The organism is uncultured Veillonella sp. (genome assembly GCF_900545205.1).
Classification (GTDB): domain Bacteria; phylum Bacillota; class Negativicutes; order Veillonellales; family Veillonellaceae; genus Veillonella.
Genome location: NZ_UQYC01000006.1, coordinates 1 through 26341 on the forward strand (window position 1 = coordinate 1; position 26341 = coordinate 26341).

General features: G+C 41.4%; 30 protein-coding genes. 21 read left to right on the top strand and 9 right to left on the bottom strand.

The genetic code is table 11. The features are described from left to right. Positions 1–148 precede the first annotated feature (148 nt). From QZR70_RS01100 to QZR70_RS01120, 5 genes are all read left to right on the top strand, one after another. Positions 149–634 carry a GNAT family N-acetyltransferase gene (locus tag QZR70_RS01100; RefSeq protein WP_295792488.1) on the top strand — a complete coding sequence of 162 codons (486 nt, stop codon included), beginning with the start codon at positions 149–151 and terminating at the stop codon, positions 632–634. A gap of 202 nt (positions 635–836) precedes the next feature. Continuing rightward, positions 837–1586, top strand: a complete 750-nt coding sequence (locus QZR70_RS01105; RefSeq protein WP_039969492.1) for a DUF969 domain-containing protein — start codon at positions 837–839, stop codon at positions 1584–1586. Between the two features lies 1 nt (position 1587). Next, positions 1588–2517 (top strand): DUF979 domain-containing protein, encoded by a 930-nt coding sequence (locus tag QZR70_RS01110; protein WP_295792490.1) that lies wholly within the window; start codon positions 1588–1590, stop codon positions 2515–2517. A 28-nt stretch (positions 2518–2545) separates the two neighbouring features. Then, the gene (gene pcp, locus QZR70_RS01115) at positions 2546–3199 is read left to right on the top strand and encodes a pyroglutamyl-peptidase I (RefSeq protein WP_295792557.1); all 654 of its coding nucleotides are present in this window, start codon (positions 2546–2548) and stop codon (positions 3197–3199) included. Between the two features lie 133 nt (positions 3200–3332). Then, on the top strand, positions 3333–4661 hold the full coding sequence (locus tag QZR70_RS01120) for an S-layer homology domain-containing protein (protein WP_295792492.1): 1329 nt from the start codon (positions 3333–3335) through the stop codon (positions 4659–4661). Positions 4662–4819: 158 nt separating this feature from the next. Here the strand turns inward: QZR70_RS01120 and rbsB are convergent, their stop codons facing one another. The 9 genes from rbsB to QZR70_RS01165 form a co-directional block, all read right to left on the bottom strand. Further along, on the bottom strand, positions 4820–5722 hold the full coding sequence (gene rbsB, locus QZR70_RS01125) for a ribose ABC transporter substrate-binding protein RbsB (protein WP_295792494.1): 903 nt from the start codon (positions 5720–5722) through the stop codon (positions 4820–4822). A 9-nt stretch (positions 5723–5731) separates the two neighbouring features. Then, positions 5732–6667 (bottom strand): ABC transporter permease, encoded by a 936-nt coding sequence (rbsC, locus tag QZR70_RS01130; protein ID WP_295792496.1) that lies wholly within the window; start codon positions 6665–6667, stop codon positions 5732–5734. Continuing rightward, entirely contained in the window at positions 6667–8148 is a 1482-nt protein-coding gene (locus QZR70_RS01135) for a sugar ABC transporter ATP-binding protein (protein ID WP_295792499.1), read from the bottom strand. Before QZR70_RS01135 ends, rbsC begins: the two co-directional genes overlap by 1 nt. A gap of 65 nt (positions 8149–8213) precedes the next feature. After that, positions 8214–8627, bottom strand: a complete 414-nt coding sequence (rbsD, locus tag QZR70_RS01140; protein ID WP_295792501.1) for a D-ribose pyranase — start codon at positions 8625–8627, stop codon at positions 8214–8216. Between the two features lie 119 nt (positions 8628–8746). After that, complete coding sequence (rbsK, locus tag QZR70_RS01145; protein ID WP_295792503.1) at positions 8747–9634, bottom strand: ribokinase; 888 nt, start codon at positions 9632–9634, stop codon at positions 8747–8749. A 342-nt stretch (positions 9635–9976) separates the two neighbouring features. After that, positions 9977–10303: a type II toxin-antitoxin system RelE/ParE family toxin gene (locus tag QZR70_RS01150; protein WP_295792504.1), complete on the bottom strand. Its 327-nt coding sequence runs from the start codon at positions 10301–10303 to the stop codon at positions 9977–9979. A gap of 4 nt (positions 10304–10307) precedes the next feature. Further along, positions 10308–10589 carry a type II toxin-antitoxin system Phd/YefM family antitoxin gene (locus tag QZR70_RS01155; protein WP_005387475.1) on the bottom strand — a complete coding sequence of 94 codons (282 nt, stop codon included), beginning with the start codon at positions 10587–10589 and terminating at the stop codon, positions 10308–10310. Between the two features lie 242 nt (positions 10590–10831). Beyond that, entirely contained in the window at positions 10832–11488 is a 657-nt protein-coding gene (locus QZR70_RS01160) for an NAD(P)H-binding protein (protein WP_005387476.1), read from the bottom strand. Positions 11489–11735: 247 nt separating this feature from the next. Beyond that, on the bottom strand, positions 11736–11846 hold the full coding sequence (locus QZR70_RS01165; RefSeq protein WP_295792506.1) for a putative holin-like toxin: 111 nt from the start codon (positions 11844–11846) through the stop codon (positions 11736–11738). Positions 11847–12017: 171 nt separating this feature from the next. On the opposite strand from QZR70_RS01165, the gene QZR70_RS01170 reads away from it, so the two are divergent. From QZR70_RS01170 to QZR70_RS01245, 16 genes are all read left to right on the top strand, one after another. Then, positions 12018–13613 carry a tryptophan transporter gene (locus tag QZR70_RS01170; RefSeq protein WP_295792509.1) on the top strand — a complete coding sequence of 532 codons (1596 nt, stop codon included), beginning with the start codon at positions 12018–12020 and terminating at the stop codon, positions 13611–13613. Next, positions 13606–14418: an energy-coupling factor ABC transporter ATP-binding protein gene (locus tag QZR70_RS01175; protein WP_295792513.1), complete on the top strand. Its 813-nt coding sequence runs from the start codon at positions 13606–13608 to the stop codon at positions 14416–14418. Before QZR70_RS01170 ends, QZR70_RS01175 begins: the two co-directional genes overlap by 8 nt. Positions 14419–14427: 9 nt before the next feature. Beyond that, positions 14428–15096: an energy-coupling factor transporter transmembrane protein EcfT gene (locus tag QZR70_RS01180; RefSeq protein ID WP_295792515.1), complete on the top strand. Its 669-nt coding sequence runs from the start codon at positions 14428–14430 to the stop codon at positions 15094–15096. Between the two features lie 324 nt (positions 15097–15420). After that, on the top strand, positions 15421–15921 hold the full coding sequence (locus QZR70_RS01185) for a GNAT family N-acetyltransferase (protein ID WP_295792517.1): 501 nt from the start codon (positions 15421–15423) through the stop codon (positions 15919–15921). An 86-nt stretch (positions 15922–16007) separates the two neighbouring features. After that, on the top strand, positions 16008–16871 hold the full coding sequence (gene hisJ / locus QZR70_RS01190) for a histidinol-phosphatase HisJ (protein WP_295792518.1): 864 nt from the start codon (positions 16008–16010) through the stop codon (positions 16869–16871). Positions 16872–16938: 67 nt separating this feature from the next. Further along, positions 16939–17340: a hypothetical protein gene (locus QZR70_RS01195; RefSeq protein ID WP_295792520.1), complete on the top strand. Its 402-nt coding sequence runs from the start codon at positions 16939–16941 to the stop codon at positions 17338–17340. A gap of 282 nt (positions 17341–17622) precedes the next feature. Then, positions 17623–19224: an ATP phosphoribosyltransferase gene (gene hisG, locus QZR70_RS01200; RefSeq protein WP_295792559.1), complete on the top strand. Its 1602-nt coding sequence runs from the start codon at positions 17623–17625 to the stop codon at positions 19222–19224. A 49-nt stretch (positions 19225–19273) separates the two neighbouring features. After that, a complete protein-coding gene (gene hisD, locus QZR70_RS01205) occupies positions 19274–20551 on the top strand; it encodes a histidinol dehydrogenase (protein WP_295792522.1) in 1278 nt (425 codons plus the stop codon). A 21-nt stretch (positions 20552–20572) separates the two neighbouring features. Beyond that, the gene (gene hisB / locus QZR70_RS01210) at positions 20573–21163 is read left to right on the top strand and encodes an imidazoleglycerol-phosphate dehydratase HisB (RefSeq protein WP_295792524.1); all 591 of its coding nucleotides are present in this window, start codon (positions 20573–20575) and stop codon (positions 21161–21163) included. 26 nt (positions 21164–21189) lie between these two features. Next, positions 21190–21909, top strand: a complete 720-nt coding sequence (gene hisA, locus QZR70_RS01215) for a 1-(5-phosphoribosyl)-5-[(5-phosphoribosylamino)methylideneamino]imidazole-4-carboxamide isomerase (RefSeq protein ID WP_295792526.1) — start codon at positions 21190–21192, stop codon at positions 21907–21909. Between the two features lie 24 nt (positions 21910–21933). Next, positions 21934–22695 carry an imidazole glycerol phosphate synthase subunit HisF gene (hisF, locus tag QZR70_RS01220; RefSeq protein ID WP_363661690.1) on the top strand — a complete coding sequence of 254 codons (762 nt, stop codon included), beginning with the start codon at positions 21934–21936 and terminating at the stop codon, positions 22693–22695. Between the two features lie 127 nt (positions 22696–22822). Continuing rightward, positions 22823–23140: a phosphoribosyl-AMP cyclohydrolase gene (hisI, locus tag QZR70_RS01225; RefSeq protein WP_285365350.1), complete on the top strand. Its 318-nt coding sequence runs from the start codon at positions 22823–22825 to the stop codon at positions 23138–23140. 2 nt (positions 23141–23142) lie between these two features. Beyond that, on the top strand, positions 23143–23469 hold the full coding sequence (gene hisE / locus QZR70_RS01230) for a phosphoribosyl-ATP diphosphatase (protein WP_005387497.1): 327 nt from the start codon (positions 23143–23145) through the stop codon (positions 23467–23469). A gap of 155 nt (positions 23470–23624) precedes the next feature. Next, the gene (gene hisC, locus QZR70_RS01235) at positions 23625–24701 is read left to right on the top strand and encodes a histidinol-phosphate transaminase (RefSeq protein WP_295792530.1); all 1077 of its coding nucleotides are present in this window, start codon (positions 23625–23627) and stop codon (positions 24699–24701) included. Positions 24702–24901: 200 nt separating this feature from the next. After that, positions 24902–25528, top strand: a complete 627-nt coding sequence (gene hisH, locus QZR70_RS01240) for an imidazole glycerol phosphate synthase subunit HisH (protein ID WP_295792532.1) — start codon at positions 24902–24904, stop codon at positions 25526–25528. 12 nt (positions 25529–25540) lie between these two features. Further along, positions 25541–26311 carry an imidazole glycerol phosphate synthase subunit HisF gene (locus QZR70_RS01245; protein WP_295792534.1) on the top strand — a complete coding sequence of 257 codons (771 nt, stop codon included), beginning with the start codon at positions 25541–25543 and terminating at the stop codon, positions 26309–26311. The last annotated feature ends 30 nt before the right edge of the window (positions 26312–26341 follow it).

A 26341-nucleotide genomic window follows, 5' to 3' on the forward strand; every position in this document is an offset into this window, starting at 1 on the left:
TATAAAACTTCATCAAATATTTATGTAAAATTATTGCATTTAGATACACATAGTAGTATAATTACATTTATGATAATAAATATACAGAATATATGTATAAAATATAAAAAATAGTAGTTTGATAAAGATATAAAATGAGGGCAAGACAATGAAAGAATTCAGACAATTAACAGTAGAAGATACAGCGGAATACCATAAGGTTTTAATTGATGGTTATGCAGCTATTAAAGATTTTCCAATCACTTTTGATGCCATCGATTTTACCGAAGAAGAATCTAAAGAGTGGATTGAAACCTATCCTGTATATGGATTGTATATTGATGGACAACTTGTAAGTTCTATTACGTTCTGTATGCCGTGGATTAAATATTCTACACCGGATAAATTTCCACACATTGCCCACTTTGTAACAGCGCCTGAGTTTAAAGGCAAAGGTTATGCTCGGGAAACTCTTGGCTATGCTGAAGAATTGTTGATCAAGCAATTTAAAACACCAGCTGTTACATTGGGGACTGCAAAAGAACATCCGTGGTTGCCTAAGATGTATGAATCCTTTGGCTTTAAAGCGTATGATAAAGTTCATTTTAGAGGGAAACAACATACTACAATACTTTTCAAAAAAGATTTATTATAGAAAGCAAACCTTATACACTACTTACCTTTGATTTTGAATGTCTTTATAATGCGACATAATAACAGAATCAAATGTAATTGATGTATAAGGTTTATTTGTTTATGCAAAAAATACATGTTTGGGTATATAATGTAAACATATGTAGTATGTCTGTGGACTATAGGATAGGGTCATAGATGTTTTTTTGAAAGGATGTGAGACTATGTTAGTCTTATCTGGTATTTTAGTGATGGTCATCGGTCTGATGCTGCGCTTTAATGCCTTGTTAGTTGTCGTAGCCGCAGGTTTTGTAACGGGCCTTGCAGGTGGTCTCAGTATCAACGATATCGTTGGTGCCATTGGGGAGGCTTTTGTTAAAAATCGTTATATGTCATTATTTATTTTGATTTTACCTGTTATTGGTCTTATGGAACGTCACGGCTTGCGTGAACGGGCAGAAATTTTGATTGGTAAGATCAATGCAGCTACTGCTGGTCGTATCTTTATGATTTACTTATTTGTGCGCCAAGTAACAGTAGCCTTTGGTATTAACATGTCCGGTATGGTTGCTATGGTTCGTCCATTGATCGCTCCTATGAGTGAAGCTGCGGTAGCACAAGGTCGTCCAGTATCTCAACGCACTCTAGATAAGGTACGTGGTATAGCTGCTTCTGCAGATAATACAGGTAACTTCTTTGGTCAAAACTTATTCCTTGCTGCTGGTGGTTTATTACTCATCAAAGGCGTTATGGAACAATTAGGCTATTCTGTTGAATTAACAGATATGGTATTGTACGGATTGCCAACTGCTGTTTGTGCATATATCGTTAACTTCATTCGCTTTATTATCTTCGACAAAACAATTCAAGCCTATGTAGCTCGTGACGAAGCGGATATGAAAGCTGGTAAATTAGTACCTAATGAATTCAATATCCTTGTTACACCAGAAGAATTAGCGAAAGGGGGCAAATAATATGTTAGAAATACTCTATAAAATGCAGCCCTTAGATTATGTATATCTTCTTGTAGGGATTATTCTATTTATCTTTGCCATTCAATCATTTTTAGATAAAGAACATAAATATCGCATCGGTACAGGCCTATTCTGGCTCTTGTACAGCATTTCATTTATCTTTGGTTCTTATCTTTCTAAGGAAATTAATGGTTGGCTCGTAATTGCTATGGCAGTCATCGTGTTGGTAAAACAACTTGGTAAGGGCAATTACTTTGAATCTGCCATCGAATTTAAAAAAGGCGAAGCAGTTCGTATTGGTAATGTTATTTTCGTACCAGCTTTGCTTGTTGGTATCATTACCTTCGTAATCGGCTTCTTTACTAAATTAGGCGCTCTTGTAGGTCTTGGTATTGCGGCCATCATCGCGATGTGTGCCGCTCTTTACATTACAAAAGGCAAAATTAATCAAGGTTTCCATGAAGGTCGTCGTCTTATCGATGCAATCGGTTGGACTGCTATTTTGTCCCAATTATTAGCGGCTCTCGGTTATCTATTTAATTTGGCTGGCGTTGGTAAAATTATCTCCAGTGCCGTAGCAAGCGTAGTGCCAGCAGATAATGTATTCCTCGTAGTTGTAGCATATTGCATCGGTATGGTTATCTTCACCATGATCATGGGTAACGCCTTTGCTGCATTTGCCATGATTACAAGTGCTATCGGTGTTCCAATGCTCGTCGTAGCTCATGGTGCTAACCCAGCTGCTGTTGGTGCTATCGCAATGCTTGCAGGCTATTGCGGTACTTTGATGACACCTATGGCTGCCAACTTTAACATCGTACCGGTAGCGCTCCTTGAAATGCGCGACCAATACGGCGTTATTAAAGCACAACTTCCAATTGCATTAATTATGCTCGTATTAAACATCCTATTGATGTATTACTTTATTTAACCAGTGAAAGAATGATAGAGGTAGTGTGATGAAAACAATTTTGATTACCGGTTTTGATCCATTCGGCGGTGAACCTATTAATCCTGCTTGGGAAGCGGTAAAAACAATGGATGGTTATACTGATGGTGATTATAAGGTAGTGACTCAAATGGTTCCTACTGTACGTTATACATCTATTGATACTGTGAAAGCAGCGGCTGAAGAGTGCAAACCAGATTTCATTCTATGTGTTGGTCAAGCAGGCGGTCGTCCTGATATCACAGTGGAACGCGTCGCTATTAACTGTGATGATTTCCGCATTCCAGATAATGGGGGCAACCAACCGGAAGATGAACCTGTTGTAGCCGATGGTCCTAGTGCGTATTTTGCGACATTACCAATTAAAAATATTGTTAACGCATTGCACCAAAATGGCATCCCAGCTAAGGTTTCTAATACAGCGGGTACCTTCGTATGCAATCACTTGATGTATGGTGTATGTCATTATGCAGCGCAAAAGGGCAATATCAAGGCGGGCTTTATGCATATTCCGTACTTGCCATCCCAAGTAGTGGATAAACCAAATCAACCAAGCATGGCTGGTGAAACTGTACGTGCTACACTAGAAACCATCGTTCACGTATTAGCTCATGGTGAGAGCTACAAGGCACAAGATATTAACTATACAACACCGCACGAATAAAAATCTTATAAATAGTGCTTATTTAATATACATAATAGATTTTATTCTACGTATAAGATTGTTTATGTATAATACAAAATAAAATTAATGTATGAGATATTGTGTGATATCTATATGAGAGAAGGTCTTTTTAATGAATAAAAAGTTGGTAGCAAGTTTAGTTTCCTGTATGGTATTGGGTTCTGTAAGTGTGTATGCAGCTAATCCATTTTCCGATGTAGATGCTTCTAGTTGGGCGTATCAATCTGTTGAGCAATTAGCGAATGCAGGTATTATTAATGGGTACCCAGATGGAACTTTCAAAGGTAACAATCCTATTACGCGATACGAAATGGCTCAAATGGTAGCTAAAGCGATGGCTAACCAAGATAAAGCTAATGCGGAACAACAAGCTATGATCAATCGCTTGGCCGATGAATTTGGAAATGAACTCAACACATTAGGTGTACGAGTAGCCAAATTAGAAAATCAAGTAGGGAATGTAAAGGTAACTGGCAACTATCGTTTACGTTACCGTGGCAGCGAATTGAAAAATGATACTTATGCGTATGGTAAACATTCCTCCTTTGATTATCGTGCTCGTGTGATCTTCAATGCTAAGGTTAACGATAAAACTGATGCAGTCGTACGTATTCAAGGTTCTAGCGAATTCGGCAATAGCAATGCTACACAAGGTAAAATTAATCTTGCCTATGTAGATCATCATTTCGGTAAAGACACAACCTTGCGCGTAGGTCGTCAACTCTATACACCAGGCCTAGGCCTCATGTATGATGATCTCGTTGATGGTGCTCGCCTCATGTACAAACATGGCAAGCTCGATGTATCTGCTAGTTATGGTTACTGGTTGGGTGGTGCTCCTACTTACCAAACTAGAGAAAATACAGTTACTGCAGCTATGGTTGAAGTTAAGGGTAAACTTAATAAACATGTTACTCTTGGTGGTATGTATGGTCGTTTCCATGATGGTACATTGTACCAAGGCCAAGATGTGGATGCGTTGACAGGTAAACAAGTTAAATCCTTCATTGATTCTCCATACAAAAATATTTGGGGCCTCAATACAAATATGAACTTTAACCGTTGGAATGTATTCGGCGAATGGCTTACAGCTCCAGGCGTTTCCGATTCTCATGCTTGGATGGCTAGCCTTGGCTATGGTAACTATGACATTAAGAAAGCTCATACCTATAGCGTACGCGGTCAATACTACTACCAAGAAGGAAACTCTCCAATCTTCAGTAGTGCCTTTGCGCCTGCCTATAGCTTCTATAATCAACATTATGTAGATAATAAGGGCGTAGCTCATGTACGCAATGGGTTCAAAGGCTTCGTAGCGAATGTAAACTACGTACCATTCCAAAACGTATCTATCGGTGCTTACTATGGCTTCGGTAATAAAGACATGGACGGTAATAAATTAGGCGATTACTGGCGTACAGATGTAAACTTCATGTTCTAATGTATGTTGTTTTCATAACATTACTTTCTTTAAGAAAACACTATAAGAGTATATATTTTGGTTGATAAACGTTATATAGGATTAACTAAAATACATATAATAAAAACCCCGACATCAATTTGATGTCGGGGTTTTCTGTACCCAGTTTCTATTTACAATTATTTTGTAACAACTTTAAGATCTACAGGGATTTTAGCTTCTACAGCTTCGCCTTTGATAACTTTTTGAGCTGTATCGATAGCGATTTTACCCATTTGGTCTGGTTGTTGAGCAATTGTTGCAGCCAATGTGCCGTCTTTAACAGCTTTGTCTGCATCAGCAGTACCGTCAAAGCCTACGATGAAGATTGTTTTGCCTGCGGATTTAGCTGCTTGGATAGCGCCCAATGCCATTTCGTCGTTCTGAGCGAAGATAGCTTGTACGTCAGGGTTAGCTTGCAAAATGTTTGTTGCTACGTTCAAACCTTTTGTACGGTCGAAGTCAGCACTTTGTTTTGCTACTACTGTTAAGTCTTTGTCAGCTACGTTGTGGAAACCTTGGCCACGTTCACGAGTTGCGGAAGCACCAGGAATACCTTCGATTTCAGCTACTTTTGCAGCTTTGCCTACTTTATCAACGATAAGTTGTGCAGCCATTTCGCCACCTTTTACGTTATCGGAAGCGATGTGAGCTACTACTTTGCCTTTGTCAGCAGAGCGGTCAACAGTGATTACAGGAATGTTTTTAGCATTTGCTGCTTCTACGGAAGTAGAGATAGCTGCAGAGTCTACAGGGTTGATGATCAATACGGAAACGCCACTTTCAAGCAAGTCGGAAATGTCGTTTGCTTGTTTTGCAGGGTCGTTTTGAGCATCAACGATTTTAACTTTAAGACCAAGCGCTTTAGCTTGAGCCTCAACGCCTTCTTTCATAGTTACGAAGAATGGGTTGTTCAATGTGGAAACAGAGAAGCCGATCGTGCCGGATTTTTTGTCGCCGCTGTTATCAGCGCTTTTACCACAGCCTGCTACAAGACCGATAACCATGATAGCCATCGCCAACAGTAACAATAGTTTTTTCATAGGAACCTCCTAGGCTTTCTTGCGGTCTGCAAGAACCGCCAATAAAATGACAATACCTTTTACAACTTGTTGATAGAAACTGGAAACGTCGAGAATATTTAACCCGTTGTTGAGGGTACCGATAATGAGGGCACCAATTAATGTGCCAACGATATGACCACGACCACCAGCAAGGCTTGTGCCGCCAAGAACTACGGCTGCGATAGCGTCAAGTTCGTAGCCTGTACCTGCTGTAGGTTGTGCAGAGTTAAGACGAGATGTGATGATTGCACCAGCGATACCACAGAGCATACCAGTTAAGGCATACACAAAGATTTTAACGCGGTCAATCTTGATACCAGCAATGTAACTAACCTTTTCGCTACCACCTACGGCGTATGTTTTACGGCCTAAGGATGTGCGGCTCAATACGAACCAGAGGATGATGAAAGCAAGGAACATTGTGATAGCTGGAACTGGAAGGCCTGCAATATCCCCTTGGCCAAAGCCGTGGAATAGAGGGTCTTGGGTAAGGCCAGAGATTGGGTTACCGTCGGTGAATACTAGCGTCGCACCGCGGTAAATGGTCATGGTCGCCAAGGTAGCGATAAATGGAGCTACGCGGCCATAGGTAATAACGAGACCGTTAATACCGCCCAATACAAGGCCGGCGCCTGCAGCTAATACGATAGCGAACACAGGGTCAGTACCAGTTACGATGAGGTTGGCCATCACGGCACTGGAGAGGGCAAGGATGGAACCAACGGATAAGTCGATACCGCCAGTTAAGATGACAAAAGTCATACCAAAGGCGATGATGGCATTGATGGATACTTGGCGCAACAAGTTACGCAAGTTAGAGAATTCAAGGAAACTGTCGTTCATGACAGAGATAATTACAAATAATAAGATGAGGCCGATGAGGGGGCCTAATTTTTTTACATATTGTAGCGCTTTGCTGTCCATTATTGTCCTCCTGTGGCTAATGTCATAATCGATTCTGGTGTTGCATCGCTGCGATCCAAGATACCTGCTACGCGACCTTCATGAATGACCATAACGCGGTCGCTCATGCCGAGCACCTCAGGTAACTCAGAGGACACCATGATAATGGACACACCATCGTTCGTTAATTCGTTCATTAAATCATAAATATCACGTTTTGCGCCGATATCGATACCGCGCGTCGGTTCGTCCATGATGATAATGGATGGCTTTTTACCAACCCATTTCGCGATAACCACCTTTTGTTGGTTACCACCAGATAGGGACGATGCCGGTTCGTGAATAGATTGTGTTTTAACGCCTAGCTTTTTAGACAATTCGTCAGCAAAGGAATTGAGCTTGCCGCTATCAAGTACATGAGATGGACAAATTTCGCTAAGGTTCGGCAATGTAATATTGGAACCGATGGAGAAATCGAGGATCAAGCCTTCGCTCTTTCTGTTTTCTGTGATGAAAGCAATGCCAGCTTTGATGGCATCTTCTGGTTTTTTACAGTTCAGAACGGAGCCGTTAACGGTTACGGTACCGCCGTTATGTTTATCTACACCAAAGATAGCACGCATAATTTCTGTACGGCCAGCACCCATAAGGCCTGCTACGCCGAGGATTTCACCTTTGCGCAAGGAGAAGGAAATGTCATTGTCAAAACCTTCAGGTTTGAGCCTATCAACACTCATCACTACTTCGCCTGGTGTTGTGGTGCGAGCAGGGTAGAACTCGTCGATAGAACGGCCTACCATGTGGCGTACTACTTCGTCTACAGAAATTTCAGATGTTGGTTTAGTGATGATGGTGTGACCATCACGCATAACCGTAATCGTATCACATTCACTGAATACCTCTTCCATACGGTGAGAGATATATACGATAGCAACGCCGCGTGCTTTCATTTTGCGCATCATCTTAAACAATGTCGCCGTTTCACGCTCTGTAAGGGCTGCTGTTGGTTCGTCCATGATGACAACCTTTGCATCTAACATCAAGATGCGAAGGATTTCCGTCATTTGTTGGTGACCAACGGAGCAAAGGCCTGCCTCCGTAGTGAGGGGCAATTCGATGCCTAGTTCGCGGCAGGTATTCTCTGCCTCAGCGAGCATCGCTTTTTTATCGAGCATGCCAAATTTATTGCGCTTTGGTCGCATTAAATATAGGTTTTCTAACAATGTTAGGTTTGGCCAAATGTTGAGCTCTTGGTGGATAAAAGCCACACCATTTAACTCGGCCTCTCTCGGGTTCGGGAAGGTGCGCTCTACGCCATCGATGGTGATTGTACCAGCATCTGCCTTGTGAATACCAGTGAGGATATTCATGAGGGTAGACTTGCCGGCGCCGTTTTCGCCCATCAAGGCGTGAACCTCGCCCTCCTTGAGGGTAATACTTACATCGCGCAACACTTGGTTTGTACCAAATGCCTTTGCAATGCCTGACATAACAATTTCCATAACTACTCCTATATGACTGGTGAAAGTATCGTTTACTTATGCGTTACGTTTCATATGCGCTTGTCTTACGGACGGTCGCTGAAAATACAATCGGCACGTAAGATAATATTTGCATATGGAGATGCTTCACCAGTTCGAATGATGCACTTGCATTGTCTTGTGGCTTCTTTGAAAGCTTCATGGCTTGTTTCAATCCATTCGTATTGATCGGATGGGAATGTAGACTTCAAGAAGTCATAAGCCTTAGGATTATTTTCTTTAATTTCCTTTGCTACATGAACTGCTTCGGATTTCATATGCTTAGCGATGATGGATACTACTTGCTCAAAGCTTGGTACACCGAAATCTAAGGCTAAGTCAATTTTTTGAACTCCTTCAGGTACTGGCAAGCCACAGTCGGAGATACAAATTGTATCTGTATGACCAAGGTCGGCAAGCACCTTAGCGATATGGCTATTTAAAATGCCGTGTCGTTGCATAAATAACTCCTTATGTATTCTGATGACTAAGGCTTTAACACCTCAGTCATTAACTTCCTTTGTTATATAGAGGACAGATGTATTTGTTGCATGAGAATATATAGTTTGTATTTAATAGATTAATTCTCTGCTAAGAATGCAGCGACCTCGTCCTTTGTAGGCATGCCGCCTTGGGCACCTAATCGTTGGATGGAGAGGGCTGCGGCCGCGTTGCCGTAATGTAATGCATCGGCTAAGCTTTTACCATTAACGATAGCTGTTGCAAAGGCACCGTTGAAGGTATCGCCTGCGCCAGTAGTATCTACCGGTTCAACCTTGAAGCCAGATACAGTGTGAATTTCGCCATTATCCGCATAGCCTACACCTTTACTGCCAAGGGTAACGATGATTTTATTTTCGTTAGCTAGTAATGTTTCCTCTGTAGATTGGTTAGGGTAGAGGGCAGATAGCTCGTGCTCATTTGGCGTAATATAGGTTGCCAATTCTAACCACTCAGGATTGAGGTCAGCCGCTGGAGCTGGATTTAAGAGGACTTTCACATTAGCCTCGTGGCAACGACGAACGATGTATTCGATTGTGGGAATAGGGATTTCGTTTTGCACCATTACGAGATCCGCTTGCTCGATAGCAGACCAAGCGTTATCTACAACGTTTTTGTCTACCTTAGCATTGGCGCCTGCAATCACGATGATGCTGTTATCGCCTTCAGCTAATGTAATATGGGCTGTACCTGTTGTAGTATTCGGTACGGTAACGATGTAATCTGTATTGATATGATTTTCCTTTAGGTTATCCATAATCATTTGGCCGTATGCATCTTTACCGATACAACCTATCATAGTAACCTCTGCACCGAGACGAGCAGCAGCTACCGCCTGGTTTGCACCTTTACCGCCGTGGGCGATGTGCAATTCGTTGCCCATGATTGTTTCGCCTGCCGCCGGACGTTTATCCGCGAGCACTACAATATCCATGTTGCAACTACCAATAACAACAATGCGATTCATAATAACTCCTTAATCAGCCTCAGCCCTAAGTGGGACTAAAAATGGATATCGTTAATTTTTATACACAGCTTTTGAGATATTTTATACAGCAAAATGTATATATAAATAGTATCGATAACCGCATAGGCGTTTACTTTCACATATCTATTAGTATAACTTAATCATTTATTAGTATAGCCTAAATACGAAAGTTTATCTATATAAATAACTATAAAATATGGGTATAAGAAAAGGTATACCCAACATCTATGTTACATGAGTAAAAATGTACTGATTAGATTTTAGATATACCTCTTTGAATGGTAATTTTATTATTGAAAAAGTATTGGATAAGATCAAACGTTATAATCCGTTTAGTATATTTACATAATCTTGTCGTTGATCAAGTATAGAGATTAAATAAATAGTTTTAGTATTCTCTACAACTGTATAGAAAATAATAAGTTTATCTAAAATCAACATTCGAAAGTCGCTGTCATTAAGTGCTCTAATTTTAGGTGTAGTCCCCATATATGGATGGTTCATAAGATTTGAAATCGAATTTTGAATATTTTCTTTGACTTGTATAGCTGTTTCTTTTGAAAATTGCATAGCTATATAAAGTATTTGCTGATGTAGCTCTTTATTGAACTTTTCCGTAGGAATGATAGTGTAAGTTTGGGCTTTCATGGAGTTACCCCATTTGATCTAGCATTTTATCGATACTGCTGAAGGTTTCATCAAGTGTAGTAGTGCGACCTTGAATGATATCGTTTTGCCCTTCTACAAGAGAGGATAGTAACTCTATTTTTGACTTTAACATATTATATGTATTATAGCCGAGACTTACGGTATCACCACGACCATTTACAGTAATAATGGCAGCCTCATCTTTAAGTTGTAAGGATTTAGAAATTTCAGGATACTTATTTCGTAAATCAGAGGATGGTCGAATTGTTTCACGTAATATTCCCATAGTTATCTCCTTATAATTTTAAAAGTGTTAGTTCATTATTTATATACTGTAATTATATCATTTAAACGATATAATTACAGTATATAAATATATATGAGATATTTAATTCAAATAGGGTTAACTAGATACTTTAATCATAAATGATATATAAAAAGACCATCTTCAAGCGCATTGAAGATAGTCTTGTATTGGTATATAGGATTTTCTCTTTTTTACTAAATATATATTTATATAGTTATATATTAGTGAAAGCTTGGTTTGTCGTAGTGCGTGCCTGGTTCGCCAATACCGATGCTTGCGCGGTGGAATGGTGTTTCATCATCTACATGTAAGATGTCGAAGATGGCTTTTACTACTGCTTCTCGTGTAACTTGGGCATCGTTAAATTGAACGCCTTCAGGAATAAGCTCATAATTTGTATTTTCCGGATCATTGTAGAGCCATGTGAGACGCAAGATTGTGTAGTTTAAATTGGATTCGCGCAACACATTGCGTGCTTGTCGTTCGCCTTGGACATAGCTAATAGGCAAGCTGTCGAAGGTCCATTTTTCAAGTGCTGCAGGGAATTCGCCAGAAAGACCTGCCATAGAAAGGCCGATAACACGGCGTACATTCTTACGGCTCAATGCTTTCACAATAGCCGCCATATCACTGCCAGACTCCATAGCGCCTACAAATACGATCTCTGCATTTGTTACAGCTTCCTCTAATTTAGCAGGGTTTTGGAAAGAACCCTCGATGACAGTAACGCGTTCATGCTCTAAAATCTCTGGATGTAAACGCGTACTCAATTGGCGACCATATAATGTAAGATGCATATCTGTATATGTTAATAATGTAGCAGTCAACTTTTGTGCAATTTGGCCTGCGGCCCCTAAAATTGTAATATATTTGTACATATAGACCTCCTATGTCCTAGGCATAAGTATTTGTATGCATTATATCACAACTATATGACGAGAAAGTGAGAATAGAAATTTAATTATGATAGTAAAAGTTAGTTTTCTCAGCTGTAAAATAAAATTAGATATGGTATAATACGAAATAAGAAGAGCCAATTAACGTTCTGGTATGCGTTAGGCTCATCTCCTGGAAATAAGATAATGAGAAATGGCCTAACGTCCCATTTGGGGTGTTAGGTCATTCTTATTTTACAATAAGAATGACTAATGTTGCGAACGCAATCATTAATGATATGGCTTCAAATACAGTCATATCACCATCTCCTTTCAATGTACGAAGGAGATGAACCAACACACGTTAATTGGCTCCTATTAGTATCGTATATTAGTTATATTATAAAGAAAAGTGACTAATAGTCACCTAGGTGACCAATAGAGTCATTAGTAAGAAGAGTTAGCACGTGCAAAAGTCCTCGAAGAATGATAAAATATAGATTATATATTCATTTTTAGAAAAGAGGCTATTATGGAACGGATTCAAGATCTTGTGTACACGCATGTGCAGGGTGGCCAGTTTAGATGGGTTACTGTCAGCACATTGATGCTCGCATTGGGCACGATATTGCATTTGGTGAGCCCTAGTGTGGCTGGGGTAACGCCAAACTGGACGATTGCTACGTACTGCGTAGCTATTTTATTGACTCGTCCTAGTTTGAGTCAAACATTGGGGATTGGCCTTGTAGCGGCACTTATCAATGTTTTGACATCTAAGTCAGCATTCCCTTACGGCAACTTGTTGTCTGAACCAGGCGGTGCGTTGACAGCGGCTCTCGTAACACGTGCGATGTTGTCTGTGAAGTTTCGTAAAATCGGTGGTTTCGATTTAACACCAATCGTATCTGGTTTCTTAGCAACTGTTGTATCTGGTGGTATCTTTGTTACTCTCTTATGGCAAGTGCTTGGTTTACCAAATAATGTATACATGTACGGCATGTGGCCATTGGTACTTATCGTAGGTGCTTTGAATGGTGCTATTACGCCAATTTTATACATTCCGGCGCAACGTCTATTCTCTAAACGCGGCATGTTGCCAAGTGCGGATCAATTGACGTCTGACCATAGTCATATGACGATCTTGCCTGAGCGCCAAGCTAAAATCTCTATTGAGCACGTAAATTACTACCATCCAAAGGCGACTACACCGTCTCTTGAAAACATCAATCTCGATGTACATGATGGGGACTTCCTTGTTGTGACTGGTCCTGCTGGTTGTGGTAAAAGTACCCTTTGCATGGCTATGGTAGGGGCGGTGCCTAAATTCTACGGCGGTCGTCTTGAAGGCATGGTCTTTGTAGATGGTAAAGCGACTACGCAAATGGAAATTCCAGAGCTTGCGAACCACATCGGTGTTGTTCTTGCCGACTATGATACGCAACTCGTAACGATGACAGTTCGTGAAGAAGTAGCGTTTGCTATGGAAAATCGCGGTTATGACCGTGAAACTATTAAAGCTCGTTCTGAAGAGGTATTTAAGCAAGTTGGTCTTGTAGGCTTAGAAGACCGTAAGATTACAAGCTTGTCTGGTGGTCAACGCCAACGTTTGGCCATCGCTTCCGTATTGGCTACGAACCCAACAGTTCTTGTGCTTGATGAACCAACAAGCTCCCTCGATCCAGATGGGACTGCAGAATTATATCGCCTCGTAGGTGATTTAAATCAAAAACACGGTATTACCGTTGTTGTTATCGATCATGATTTGCACGCTGTGTTGCCGTATGCGAACCGCATGGCTCTCATGGTGGATGGCTCCGTTGCATGTGATGCGGATGTACCGACTACGCTTCGTTACATGTACGAACATAATATTCACGTAGATGCATTGCCATCTGTGTTCACTACGTACATGGAACTTGAACAAGCGGGCTTCCACAGTGATGAACCTTGGCTCAGCATTGAGTCTGCTATCAAGGGCTTGCACCAAATTGAAATGGCTCACGCTATTCAAAACGAGGTGCATGGTGAAAGCAACTCTCCAGCTAATCAATCTAATACAGTAGACAACAAACAACCAATTCAACGCGTTGATGATGTACAAGGAAAGGACGGTGGCGCTCATGCTTAAGGTTGAAAATATCCGTTTTGGCTATGTGCCATCCGTAGACATCTTCCGTGATGTGACTTTCACCATCGAAGGTGGCGAATATATCGCCATCGGTGGTCGCAATGGTTGTGGTAAAACGACTATCACTCGTTTGCTTGTAGGCCTTGAAAAGGCTAGCGAAGGCCGCATGTACTATAACGGTACAGATATTACATCTATGCCACCATCTAAACGCGGTCAATTCATTGGCTATGTATTCCAACAACCGGATCGCCAAATGTTTAGACCTACTGTAGCCACAGAGGTTGCCTTCGGCCCTGAGTCTTTGGGACGCAGTAAATCCGAAGTGAAACAAATCGTCGACGAAGTGTTGGAACGCACAGGTATTGCTCACTTGCGTGATGCGTATCCTCCAACATTGCGCCGCGGCGAAAAGCAACGCGTTGCTATCGCTTCTGCATTAGCGATGCAATCTAAAATCCTCATCCTCGACGAACCAACAAGTGGTCAAGATGGTAAGGAAACTAAAGAGTTGTTAGTGTTATTGCGCCAACTCAATCAAGAGGGCATTACGATCCTTCTCATTACACATGATATGGAAATCATGGCTAGCGAATGTAGCCGTGCGCTTATCATGGGTAATCAAACAGTTGCCTTTGATGGCAGTCCAGAAGAATTGTTCAAGAAATCTACAGATGAACTGCAAGACCTAGGCCTTACAAAACCGCCAAGTGTGGAACTTTCACTAGCGGTACCATCCTTAGGCTATTGCAAATCCATGGATGAATTGAAATCTAAGTTAGTGGCTCAGTTGAGCGGAAAATAGGAGGGACATATGGAACGTTTAGTACCGTTAACAAAAATCTTGATGACCCTCGCTGTATCCGTGTGGGCCATTCTATTACGCGACTGGCAATCTCTATTGGCCTTGGTCGTTGTAGAACTTGTCGTGTTATTCGTTGCAGGTTTACTGATCAAACAACGTAAGGCCGTAGTGGCGTTGACAAGCTTTGCCGTATTCCTTGGCATCGTTCAATTCCTCGGTAGTGGAGATGTAACATCTGCTATCGTTTCTGGCTTGCGTATGCTCGCTATGACACTTGTATTTATCTGCTTATTGGCGACGACAAAATTGCAAGACCTTACAGCGGCGCTTGTAACACAATGCAAAATTCCTTATGAATATGCATTTATGTTCACTGCAGCACTTCGTTTTGTGCCTGACTTCATCGCTGAAAGCCATGCTGTACAAGAGGCGCAAGCTTGCCGTGGTTTATCCTTAGAAGGCAACTTCATTAAACGCATCAAATCCTATGCGTCTGTTATTCAACCATTGCTCTTAAAATCCTTGGGCCGCTCCGAAACAATGGCGCTATCCCTAGAACTACGTGGCTTTGGTGGTCCAACACATAGCTTTGCTGCATCTGTGGGCTTGAAAACTATGGATTACGCAGTGATTGGTGCTTTGATTGTTATTACAGTACTTCTATTCATTATTGTGTAATGAATAAATTAGACAAATTCATAGAGTTAATTGTGTTATAATTAACTTGAAGAGTATGAGGTGCCTCAATTGGTACACCTGAAAGGACACCTAGAAAGGGCGAAATTTCTAGGTGTCTTTTGTTTATCTTTTGAAAATCTATTTTTGGTATACTACTAATAGGTAGTATAGCGTATAAAATATTGCCTACAATATAACAAAAGGACGAGTTGAAACTCGTCCTTTTTCTTGCGTATTGGAGTTATTTTTATATATTATGTTATATAGAAATAATTTTAGTTTTGGATATCGGATTTTGGATATCAACTGTTTTGAGGAATTCTTATGAGTGAATTAGTAATACGACCAATTACAAAGGGTGATATTGCAGCTTGTTTAGATATCTATAATTACGAGGTTGTGAATGGTGTAGCAACGCTTGATCTTGAGCCGCGCACGTTGTTAGAATGGCAGGAGTGGTATGAGGCACATCAAACTTCTGAACACTGTATTTTTGTAGGTCTTATAGATAATATAGTTGTAGGGTATGCATCACTTTCACCATATAGAACAAAGGATGCTTTCAAAAGCACCGTGGAATTATCTATTTACATCCATCAAGATTATAGAGGCAAAGGCGTGGCCTCTAAGTTGATGGCTCATATTTTAGACCACGCAAAAGAAACGGATACATTGCATACGGTGGTGTCTGTTATTACTGCAGGGAATGCAGCGAGTACGGCATTGCACGAGCGTTTTGGATTTACCTATTGTGGGCTAACACCTCAGGTTGGTTTCAAACATGGTAAATATCAGGATACCGAAACATACGCATTATTGGTATAATAAAACGTAGATATTAAAATAAAGACTAATCATATACAGATGATAGATAAGGGTTCGCCAAGGGTTAGGGCGAATAGGGTGATTGAATGAACATGAAAGATGAACGGCAGTTCGTTGGATACAGCAAGTATCGCAGCCGTCTTGTAGATGGTCATGTGCATACAGAATTGTGTCCGCATGGTAGTGGGGACCGAACTGCATTGATGATTGAAAAGGCCATCGAGTTGCGCATTGAAAAGGTATGTCTTACAGAGCATGCGCCATTGCCAAAGGCGTTTGCTGCTGAATATGGTGGTGACCAAAAGGCCTATGATACAGCGTCTTTGAAATTAAACCAGGTTGATACCTACTTAGAACTAGGTCGTCAGTTACAACGTGCTTATGGCACGCATATTGATATCTCTCTCGGCTTTGAGGTGGATTATATTCCAGGCTTTGAGGCAGATATTCAAGAGTTCCTCGATCGCTATGGTCCATTGACGGATGATAATATTTTATCCGTTCACTTTATGGAAGGCGTTAATAATGCCTTTTACTGCTTAGACTATAGCCGTGAAGAATTTGAAAAGGGCTTTGGTCCGTGGATTGAAAAGCAGTATGAGTTATATTACAAATATTACTCCACAGTGCGCCAAGCCGTGCGTGCTGACCTCGGCGAATATACGCCAAAACGCATCGGTCACTTTGATTTGATAAAAAAATACCAACATCACTTTGGTTTTGAACATCACTTAGATCGTCGCAATGCGCAGGTGGTAAGTGATATTTTACATATCATGCGCGTACAAGGTCGTGAGCTAGATTACAACATGAGTGGCTTCTTCAAACCAGATTGCCGTGAAATGTACCCAAGCCGCTTTATCCAAGGCATGGCTGCTGTTATCGGCGTGCCATTTGTATTGGGCTCTGATGCACATAGCATAGCAGATATAGAACGTATCTGGGGATAGATTGATGAGAAAATTGTTGTTTGGGATTATTATTCTGATTACTCTAATAGCAGCTTTTATAGCTTATATGTTTTATCATGAACCATCATCAGGTGAGCTAGTTGGGCGCAGTGTAGTTTTAGAGTTTGGGCCTAAGAATGAAATTCATATTAGCAAATTGGGTAGCCAATTTATTGTATCTGATACTAGTTTCTCTAACTCTAAATTTCCTTATTTCTTTGATGCCTTTGTAGAGAAAGATAAGGCTGGCAGCTCGTATCTATACTTATTATGTAAGGATAATATGATTGTCTTTGATAATAATATGAATTGTGTTCTATTTCTCTCCAAACAAAACCAAGAGTCTAATGCTTTATTGGATCATGTTCGGAAGTATTATCATTTTAGTGATACTAAAACGAAGTATAAAATTGAAGACTTAGATGAAGCTGATAAGTCTATATATCTATCGTTACAAAGTCAAAACTAATCCTTAAATATATGTATGTAACTATCATCTATAAAAGAATATAAACTATAGGCGTATTAGCTTTATATTAATAACGTGAAATCTTAACGGTTCTATTGACAATTCTATAGAACCGTTATATTATAATTTCATGCTTTAATTAGATAAAGCGATAAAATAGGAAAGTATCGATATAGGTAAATTTTTTCTCATAGGTAAATGAAAGCCATTTAACTCGTTTGAAACTGATTATATGATGCTTTCACAGACATGAGAAATGAAATGATAGAAAGGATGTTTACGATGGTACAGCAGCAATTACCTACGGGGTTCCGTGATGATATAGGGGCCGTAGCGGAGCGCAAGGATGATGTGAGCCAATATGTGCTCGGTCTATGTCGTAGCCACCAATACACAAAGATCTCTACACCTCTTGTGGAGTACAAGGATGTATTTAATGGCTATGCAATGGGGCGCGGTCAGCATATGTACGAGTTCATGGATAGTTCTGATGAGTCCGTCGTAATTCGTCCTGATTTGACTATGCCAATCGGTCGTTTCTTGGCCACAACCAATATTGAACTACCTCGCACGTTCTATTACTTAGGCGATGTGTTCATGAAAAATAAAAAGCACCGCGGCGATGTGAACCAAGTAACGCAAGGTGGCATCGAGATGGTCGGCTATGAAGGCATTGAAGCCGAGCAAGAGTGTTTCGCTATTATCAAAGAGGTAAACGAAACGCAGCTTGGTAATAACTTATTGCTTGAGATTGGGGATGCTCGTTTCTCTCGTGCTATCACCGATGCGCTAGGCCTTAGTGATGAGGAACGAACAGAGCTATTAGACGCTTTGTTTACTAAATATTTACCTCGTTACAACGAGTTGATTTCCGACTTTAAAAATAGTGCGTTATATCCATTCTTAACTGTATGGCCTCGCTTGTTTGGTACGGTCCGAGATATTAAGGATGAGCTCAATCAAATCATCTTGCCTGCAGCGGCGCAACGCATTTTAGATAATCTCGTAGATATGGCTAACCAAGTGGCTCAAACAGGTCAGCAAGTTCGTATCGACGTGTCTACTGAGCCGCTTCAATCCTATTACACAGGTCTCACATTTAGAGGTTATGTGGACGGCGTGTCCCAATACATCGTCAGTGGCGGTCGTTATGACGGCTTGCTATCTAGCTTTGATGGTACGCCAATGCCTGCGGTTGGTATGGCTTTCAACATCGATGTGTTGACTGATGTGACCTTGAATGGTGAAAGCAACAATCAAGATAATGGTAAATTGCGTATTGCTCTTACAAAGGGCCGCGTAGAGAAAGATTTTATTCCTCTCTTGGAGTCCTGTGGCATAGACTGTGAGCCATTGCGCAACAAGGCGCGTAAGCTCATCATTCCGTTGGGCGATGCTATAGAGGTTATCCTCGCTAAAGGGCCAGATGTAACGACATACTTGAAAAATGGTGTGGTAGACCTTGGTATCGTTGGTAGTGATGTATTAGATGAACAAGACGATACAAGCTATGAAATGCTAGATTTACAAACTGGTAAATGCCAATTTATCTTGGCCTCTCTTGCGGGCTATGATCCTAAAGAAGGTCGTCGCCAACGTATCGGTACAAAATACCCAACCATTACAAAACAGTACTTTGGAGCTCAGGATGTAGAAATCATCAAAATTGAAGGCTCCGTTGAGTTGGCTCCGTTAGTAGGACTCGCTGATGCCATCGTAGATATAACTGAAACTGGTACAACCTTACGGGAAAATAACTTAGAAATCTTTGACTGGTTGCAAAAGATTTCTACCCGCTTAGTAGCTAATCCATTAGCGTTAAAACAAAAGAGAAATACTATTTTTAAACTTATAGATCAGCTTTCAGAAGCCATTAATAAATAAGAGATAGAACTAATAGTGCGAATAGCATAGATAGGAAGAAGGATAAAACATGAAAATTTATAAGGAATCATTAGATACGATGCTTAGTATCGTTCGAAATTATACTCAACAAACTACAGACATGGAAATTGAGCGTCGCGTGTACGATATCATCGACGATGTTCGCACCAATGGTGATGCGGCTTTAAAGGCATACTCTGAAAAATTTGATGGTGTATCCATCGAAGATTTCAAGGTGCCTCAAGAGGAAATCGATGCTGCTTATGAGTCCTTATCCGACGATTTAAAAGCGGCCTTATTAAAGGCAAAGGTTAATATCACGGAGTTCCACAGCCGTGAAATCGAGCAAGGCTTTGTAGATATGGATACACCGGGTATCATCCGTGGTCAAAAGGTAATTCCTTTAGCTCGCGTTGGACTTTACGTTCCTGGTGGCACAGCGGCATATCCTTCTACCATCATTATGACTGCGTTGCCAGCTAAAATCGCAGGGGTAAAAGAAATCGTTATGGTCACACCGCCTCAAAAGGATGGCATCAATCCGGCTGTATTAGGTGCCGCAAAACTTGCTGGCGTTGATGCAGTATACCAAGTCGGTGGCGCTCAAGGTGTGGCGGCGTTGGCTTACGGCACAGAAACGATTCCAAAGGTTGATAAAATCGTAGGTCCTGGCAATATCTACGTAGCCACTGCAAAACGCCAAGTGTTCGGTCAAGTCGATATCGACATGATTGCAGGCCCTAGTGAAATCGGCGTTATCGCTGACGATAGTGCTAATCCAGTACACCTTGCAGCAGATCTTTTGTCTCAAGCAGAACATGATCCTCGGGCGCGCGCTATTATGGTTACTACTAGTGAAAGCTTAGCAAATGCGGTATCCGATGAGGTTGAACGTCAATTAAAATTATTGCCTCGTGAAAGCATCGCGCGTCCAGCTATTGAAAATAACAGTTATATTGCTGTTATGGATAGTGTTGAAGACATGTTTACGGTAATGAACGAAGTAGCACCTGAGCATTTGGAAATCCAATTGCCAGATCCAATGGGCTACATGAGCCTCGTTCAAAATGCGGGCTCCGTATTCCTTGGTGCCTATGCATCTGAGCCATTGGGAGACTACGTAGGCGGTACAAATCACGTATTGCCTACCAGTGGTACAGCACGCTTCTCATCTCCACTTGGTGTGTATGATTTCGTAAAACGTACATCCTTTACACAATTTACAAAAGAACGGTTAGAAGAAGTGGCAACACACATCACTACATTAGCTCGTACAGAAGGTCTTGAAGCACATGCTCGCGCCATCGAAGTACGTTTTGAGAAATAGATTTGAGGTATAGAGGTCGTTATGATACGCACAGGTACGGTGCAACGCACCACTCAAGAAACAGATATTACAGTAGAACTTACCCTTGAAGGGGCGCAAATGAGTTCCATCTCCACAGGCATTGGCTTTTTTGACCACATGTTGACGCTACTTGCAAAACATGGACGCTTTGGTCTCGTGGTAGAGGCAAAGGGAGATACCTATGTAGATGCTCACCACACCGTTGAGGATATCGGATTGGCCTTAGGTCAGGCCTTGGTGAAAGCCTTAGGCGATAAGGCTGGCATCGAGCGTTACGGTGATGCGTGGGTTCCTATGGACGAAGCTTTAACGCAAGTTGTGATCGATTTGAGTGGCCGTCCGTACCTCGTGTTCCAAGGCGAATGGAGCACTCCGGTTCTAGGTGGCAACTTTGAAACAGAGCTAGTGGAGGATTTCTTCCAAGCACTAGCCATGAGCGCCGCTATGAATTTACATGTTCGTAATCTATATGGTCGCAATACACACCACATTATTGAAAGCATGTTTAAGGCTACAGGTCGTGCATTGCGCAAGGCCGTTACGATTAACCCAGATATTCAAGGGGTAAACTCTACAAAGGGCGTTATTTAATATAGTCATTGAATAAAGGAGAACCTATGATTTTTCCAGCTATAGATTTACAAGATGGTCGCAGCGTTCGCCTCTATAAAGGTGACTTCGCACAGGAAACAGTAATCAATCCTGATCCAGTGGACCAAGCAAAACAATATGAAGATGCCAAGGTTGGGGCGCTACACCTTGTCGATTTAGACGGTGCTAAGGCGGGGAAACCTGTTAACGTAGACATTGTAAAAGCAGTGCGTGAAGCTTTCACAGGCATTCTTGAAATCGGTGGAGGCATTCGAGATAAAGCGGCTGTTGACCTCTATTTAGGCTTAGGCGTTGACCGTGTTATCCTAGGTTCTGTGGCCCTCAAAAATCCAGAGCTTACGAAACAAGTAATTGCTGAATATGGTGCAGAGCGCATCGTTATCGGCGTTGATGGTAAAAATGGTAAGGTTGCTGCTGAAGGTTGGCTCGATCAATCCGACGTGCCTATGACCGATTTAATCGGTGCTATGGTTGAAGGCGGCGCAAAGTATTTCATCGTTACTGATGTGGATAGAGATGGCACTATGCAAGGTGCTAACGAGGATTTGCTTGGCCATTTGCAAAAAGAATTCCCTACAGCGCGCATCGTTGCGTCTGGGGGCGTTCGTAATTTAGAAGACATTAAATCCCTTGAAGCCAAAGGCGTTATGGATAGCATCGTTGGTAAGGCTTTGTATGAAGGAACGATTACATTAGAGGAAATTGCCGGGTACAATCAACGGTAACTTGAACACTTAGTGGGGAGTAGAATTATGTTAGCGAAACGGATTATTCCGTGTCTTGATGTGGATGATGGGCGCGTTAAAAAAGGGGTTAACTTTGTTAACCTCGTAGATGTAGGTAGTCCCGTAGATATTGCGGCCTCCTATGAACAGCAACAGGCTGACGAATTAGTATTTTTAGATATTACGGCTACCGTCGATGCACGGACCACCATGCGCGACGTAGTGCAAGAGATTTCTTCCCAGGTATTTATGCCGCTCACCGTTGGTGGTGGTATCAAGACCGTTGAGGATATGACGGCCTTGCTGAAAGCTGGCGCCGATAAGGTGTCTTTGAATTCGGCAGCTCTTGCTAATCCTGAACTCATCACCGAAGGAGCTCAAAAGTTTGGCAACCAATGTATGGTAGTGGCTATCGATGTAAAAACAGACGAAGAAACTGGCGAATGGTATGCTTATACGCACGGCGGTCGTAAGCGCACCGAATGGAAAGCCCTCGATTGGGCTAAGGAAGCTGTCTCTCGTGGAGCAGGTGAATTACTCGTAACCAGCATGGACAAGGACGGTACTAAATCTGGCTTTGATATTGAACTATATAAGGCTATTGAAGCCGTTGTAGATGTACCTATCATCGCATCAGGCGGTGCCGGCAAGGTTCAAGATTTTATAGACCTCTTTGAACAAACCGGCGTTACTGGTGCACTGGCGGCATCTATCTTCCACTTTGGAGAAATTAAAATTCCTGATCTTAAAAATGAATTACGAGCTCGAGGAATTACTGTACGATAAAGAATGTTCTATAACTATAGCTGAAATAATTACACTACGGTAAAGAGATTGAATACCTACCGTATGTTAAAGGTACTAAATAAAATATTGAATTTTTAAAAGATTACTTGTATTAAAGGATTACAATATGAAACCGGATTTTGAAAAAGGAAATGGCTTATTGCCAACGGTTGTACAAGACGCAGACACAAAAGATGTTCTCATGGTGGCGTGGATGAATGAAGAAAGCTTTCACAAAACACTAGAAACAAAGGAAACGTGGTTTTGGTCTCGTTCTCGCCAAGAGCTATGGCACAAGGGCGGTACGAGTGGCAATGTGCAGCATGTGGTGAGTATGGCCCTCGATTGTGATGGAGATACATTGCTCATTCAAGTTAAGCCAGAAGGTCCTGCGTGTCACACAGGGCGCACAAGCTGTTTCTTTAATGATGTAGATTGGAGTTAGTCATGGCACAACAAACATTGAACGAATTATACGAAATTATTAAGAACCGCAAAGCACAACCTAAGGAAGGTTCTTATACGAATTACTTATTTGATAAAGGTCTCGATAAAATCTTGAAAAAGGTAGGCGAAGAGGCTACAGAGGTTGTCATCGCTGCAAAGAACGAAGATCCTCAAGAGTTGATTTACGAAACAGCAGATGTGTTGTATCACTTGCTCGTATTATTAGCAGAGAAAAATATTCCTTACGAAGCCATTGAGGCAGAACTTGCGAGCCGTGAAGGGGTAGTAAGCAAGACTACAGATCGCCCAGAGATTACAAATTTATAATGCACGCTATGGTATGAACTTACATAAGTTCATATGAGTTTTAATAAATGTATTTGCATTGAAATACGTACATATGAGTTTAGACGAGTATATAAACACAAAATGAGTTTGAACGCGTGTATAAACGTTAAGAAAATAGTTAGAAAGGATAGCCTATGAAAGAGATAATTCGCACATTGAAACCCTATATACCAGAGGAGCCTGCTGCAGCGGTAAAGGAACGTCTTGGGGTGGACCGATTAGTGCGCTTGTCAGCCAACGAAAACCCATATGGTACATCTCCATTGGTTCGTGAGGCTATCCTTAGCTATGTAACACATAATGATGCTAACTATTATCCCGATGGTAACGCCACTGATTTGCGTATGAAATTAGCTGCGTATTGGAAGGTACAACCGGAGCAACTCGTTATTGGTGTAGGCCTAGATGAGGTTATCGCGATGGTCAATAAAACCTTGATCAGCGCAGGTGACTCCATCGTGGTAAGCGTGCCAGCCTTCTCCGAGTATGCTTTGAATGGTCTCGTTGAGGGCGCTGAAATTCGCGAGGTCCAAGCTGATTTTGAAACAGGTCACTATGATTTCGCCGCATTGTTGAAAGCTGTGGACGAAACAACACGCCTCGTATGGATTTGTAATCCTAATAACCCTACAGGTACCTATGAAACTGTTGAAGATATCCGTAACTTTATTGCAAAAGTACCAAAAGAAACATTAGTTATCATCGATGAGGCCTATATTGATTTTGTTACATCTGTAGATGTTCCTACAGCACGTGCATTACTAGATGAGTTCCCAAATGTAGCTATTATGCGGACTTTCTCCAAGGCGTATGGCCTTGCTAATTACCGTGTAGGCTATATGATGACGCCTTTAGAACTTGCAAACTATATGCAAACTATCCGCTTGCCATATAATCTCAATACTTTATCCCAAGTAGCCGCAGAAGCAGCCTTTGATGATCAAGCATTCTTAACAAGAACGATATCTCAAAATGCAGAAGAGCGGGCTAAATGGGAAAGCTTATTTAATGAATTAGGCATTCACTACTATAAGAGTGAAGCGAACTTTATTTTCTTTGCTGTATCTGATGCAGAAGGCTTAGCCGATGCATGGCTAAAAGAAGGTTATCAAGTGCGCCGTGGACAACGGGAAGGTTGGTTGAGACTTACCATTCCAATGGCTCAAGATGGAGCTGTTATGCGCGGTATATTAAAACAATTCATGAATTAATCAATATGGGATATATCATATATACTAATAATTCGCGCCTTATGATATCAAGTTTCATTCTATAGAATGGAGTTTAGCTTTTACCCAATTGAATGGCAGGAGTTTTTATCCTGTTTAGAGAATATATTTAACGAAAATAACGTGAACGACGAGCCCTAGTGATGACTGGGGCTCATTAAGGCTGTTGAAAGGAGTATATTATGATTGCCATTATAGATTATGATGCGGGCAATACATTTAATGTTCAGAAAGCGTTGGCCTACATCGGACTTGATGCGGTGCTAACAGCAGATCCTGAGGTTATACTAAATGCTGATGGCGTTCTCTTGCCAGGTGTAGGCGCCTATGCGTCGGCAGTAGCAGTTCTTAAGGAACGTGGTCTCGTCGATGTCATTCATGAAGTGGTAAAACGAGAAATACCATTATTAGGTATTTGCTTGGGTATGCAGCTATTATTTGAAGAGTCCGAAGAATATGGTCCAACACCAGGCTTAGGACTTATTCCAGGCAAGGTAAAAGAAATTCCTCGTGACCTTGGCCTCAGTGTGCCCCACATGGGTTGGAACAAAAATATAGTGCACCATCCAGATAGTGCTTTCAGCAATGTAGACAATCAATATACCTATTTCGTTCATTCCTATTATGTAGATACAGACCCTGAATTTATTACATCCACTGCAAACTATGGTATCGATGTACCTGGCGTTGTAGAGCGCGGTAGAGTGTATGGAATGCAATTTCATCCTGAAAAAAGTGGTGTAGTAGGTTTAAATCTATTGCGTGCATTTGGCAATATTACGGAAGCCTATGCAGCGGCGAAACAATAGGAGGGTCATTCTATGTTAGCGAAACGTATTATTCCTTGCCTCAGTGTGGCAAATGGTCGTGTCCAGAATGGTGTGCAATTCCGAGATATGGTTGATGCCGGCGATCCTGTTGAATGTGCGGAACGTTATGAGATACAAGGGGCGGACGAACTTGTATTATTAGATATAACGGCTACAACAGAAGGCCGTAAAACCTTTACTGATATAGTGCTTAATGCATCGGATAAGGTATTCATGCCATTAACTGTAGGTGGTGGCATTGCTTCTGTGGAGGATATGACGCAGCTTATGAAAGCTGGTGCCGATAAGGTTTCTGTCAATACGGCGGCACTATCTAATCCATCCCTTATCACAGAAGGGGCAAAGAAGTTTGGCAATCAAGGCATCGTTGTGTGCTTAGACGTAAAATATAATCCTTTTGAGAAAATGTGGTATGCCTATGGACATGGCACATCCGATGATCCGGGGGCACAATGCAAAAATGCTTTAGAATGGGCGAAAGAAGCGGTAGACCGTGGTGCAGGTGAGTTATTGGTAACGAGTATCGATAGACATGGTACAGGTCTTGGCTTTGATATTGAATTATATCAAGCCTTGGCAGAGGTTGTTGATGTGCCTGTAACGGCCTTTGGTGGTGCTGGAAATATACAGCATTTTGTGGATTTATTTACAAAGACAAATGTAACTGGAGCTCTTGCTGATGCGTTACTACATAACAAAGTATTAACAATAAAAGATATTAAAAAAGCACTTCATGAAGTAGGCATCGTCGTAAGACAATAGATAATTACTATCAAAATAAAACGATAAAAG

Excerpts from the sequence above, each read along its gene's own strand:
- QZR70_RS01100 (WP_295792488.1), top strand. The coding sequence starts at position 149 with ATGAAAGAATTCAGACAATTAACAGTAGAAGATACAGCGGAATACCAT.
- QZR70_RS01105 (WP_039969492.1), top strand. The coding sequence starts at position 837 with ATGTTAGTCTTATCTGGTATTTTAGTGATGGTCATCGGTCTGATGCTG.
- QZR70_RS01110 (WP_295792490.1), top strand. The coding sequence starts at position 1,588 with ATGTTAGAAATACTCTATAAAATGCAGCCCTTAGATTATGTATATCTT.
- pcp (WP_295792557.1), top strand. The coding sequence starts at position 2,546 with ATGAAAACAATTTTGATTACCGGTTTTGATCCATTCGGCGGTGAACCT.
- QZR70_RS01120 (WP_295792492.1), top strand. The coding sequence starts at position 3,333 with ATGAATAAAAAGTTGGTAGCAAGTTTAGTTTCCTGTATGGTATTGGGT.
- rbsB (WP_295792494.1), bottom strand. The coding sequence starts at position 5,722 with ATGAAAAAACTATTGTTACTGTTGGCGATGGCTATCATGGTTATCGGT.
- rbsC (WP_295792496.1), bottom strand. The coding sequence starts at position 6,667 with ATGGACAGCAAAGCGCTACAATATGTAAAAAAATTAGGCCCCCTCATC.
- QZR70_RS01135 (WP_295792499.1), bottom strand. The coding sequence starts at position 8,148 with ATGGAAATTGTTATGTCAGGCATTGCAAAGGCATTTGGTACAAACCAA.
- rbsD (WP_295792501.1), bottom strand. The coding sequence starts at position 8,627 with ATGCAACGACACGGCATTTTAAATAGCCATATCGCTAAGGTGCTTGCC.
- rbsK (WP_295792503.1), bottom strand. The coding sequence starts at position 9,634 with ATGAATCGCATTGTTGTTATTGGTAGTTGCAACATGGATATTGTAGTG.
- QZR70_RS01150 (WP_295792504.1), bottom strand. The coding sequence starts at position 10,303 with ATGAAAGCCCAAACTTACACTATCATTCCTACGGAAAAGTTCAATAAA.
- QZR70_RS01155 (WP_005387475.1), bottom strand. The coding sequence starts at position 10,589 with ATGGGAATATTACGTGAAACAATTCGACCATCCTCTGATTTACGAAAT.
- QZR70_RS01160 (WP_005387476.1), bottom strand. The coding sequence starts at position 11,488 with ATGTACAAATATATTACAATTTTAGGGGCCGCAGGCCAAATTGCACAA.
- QZR70_RS01170 (WP_295792509.1), top strand. The coding sequence starts at position 12,018 with ATGGAACGGATTCAAGATCTTGTGTACACGCATGTGCAGGGTGGCCAG.
- QZR70_RS01175 (WP_295792513.1), top strand. The coding sequence starts at position 13,606 with ATGCTTAAGGTTGAAAATATCCGTTTTGGCTATGTGCCATCCGTAGAC.
- QZR70_RS01180 (WP_295792515.1), top strand. The coding sequence starts at position 14,428 with ATGGAACGTTTAGTACCGTTAACAAAAATCTTGATGACCCTCGCTGTA.
- QZR70_RS01185 (WP_295792517.1), top strand. The coding sequence starts at position 15,421 with ATGAGTGAATTAGTAATACGACCAATTACAAAGGGTGATATTGCAGCT.
- hisJ (WP_295792518.1), top strand. The coding sequence starts at position 16,008 with ATGAACATGAAAGATGAACGGCAGTTCGTTGGATACAGCAAGTATCGC.
- QZR70_RS01195 (WP_295792520.1), top strand. The coding sequence starts at position 16,939 with ATGTTTTATCATGAACCATCATCAGGTGAGCTAGTTGGGCGCAGTGTA.
- hisG (WP_295792559.1), top strand. The coding sequence starts at position 17,623 with ATGGTACAGCAGCAATTACCTACGGGGTTCCGTGATGATATAGGGGCC.
- hisD (WP_295792522.1), top strand. The coding sequence starts at position 19,274 with ATGAAAATTTATAAGGAATCATTAGATACGATGCTTAGTATCGTTCGA.
- hisB (WP_295792524.1), top strand. The coding sequence starts at position 20,573 with ATGATACGCACAGGTACGGTGCAACGCACCACTCAAGAAACAGATATT.
- hisA (WP_295792526.1), top strand. The coding sequence starts at position 21,190 with ATGATTTTTCCAGCTATAGATTTACAAGATGGTCGCAGCGTTCGCCTC.
- hisI (WP_285365350.1), top strand. The coding sequence starts at position 22,823 with ATGAAACCGGATTTTGAAAAAGGAAATGGCTTATTGCCAACGGTTGTA.
- hisE (WP_005387497.1), top strand. The coding sequence starts at position 23,143 with ATGGCACAACAAACATTGAACGAATTATACGAAATTATTAAGAACCGC.
- hisC (WP_295792530.1), top strand. The coding sequence starts at position 23,625 with ATGAAAGAGATAATTCGCACATTGAAACCCTATATACCAGAGGAGCCT.
- hisH (WP_295792532.1), top strand. The coding sequence starts at position 24,902 with ATGATTGCCATTATAGATTATGATGCGGGCAATACATTTAATGTTCAG.
- QZR70_RS01245 (WP_295792534.1), top strand. The coding sequence starts at position 25,541 with ATGTTAGCGAAACGTATTATTCCTTGCCTCAGTGTGGCAAATGGTCGT.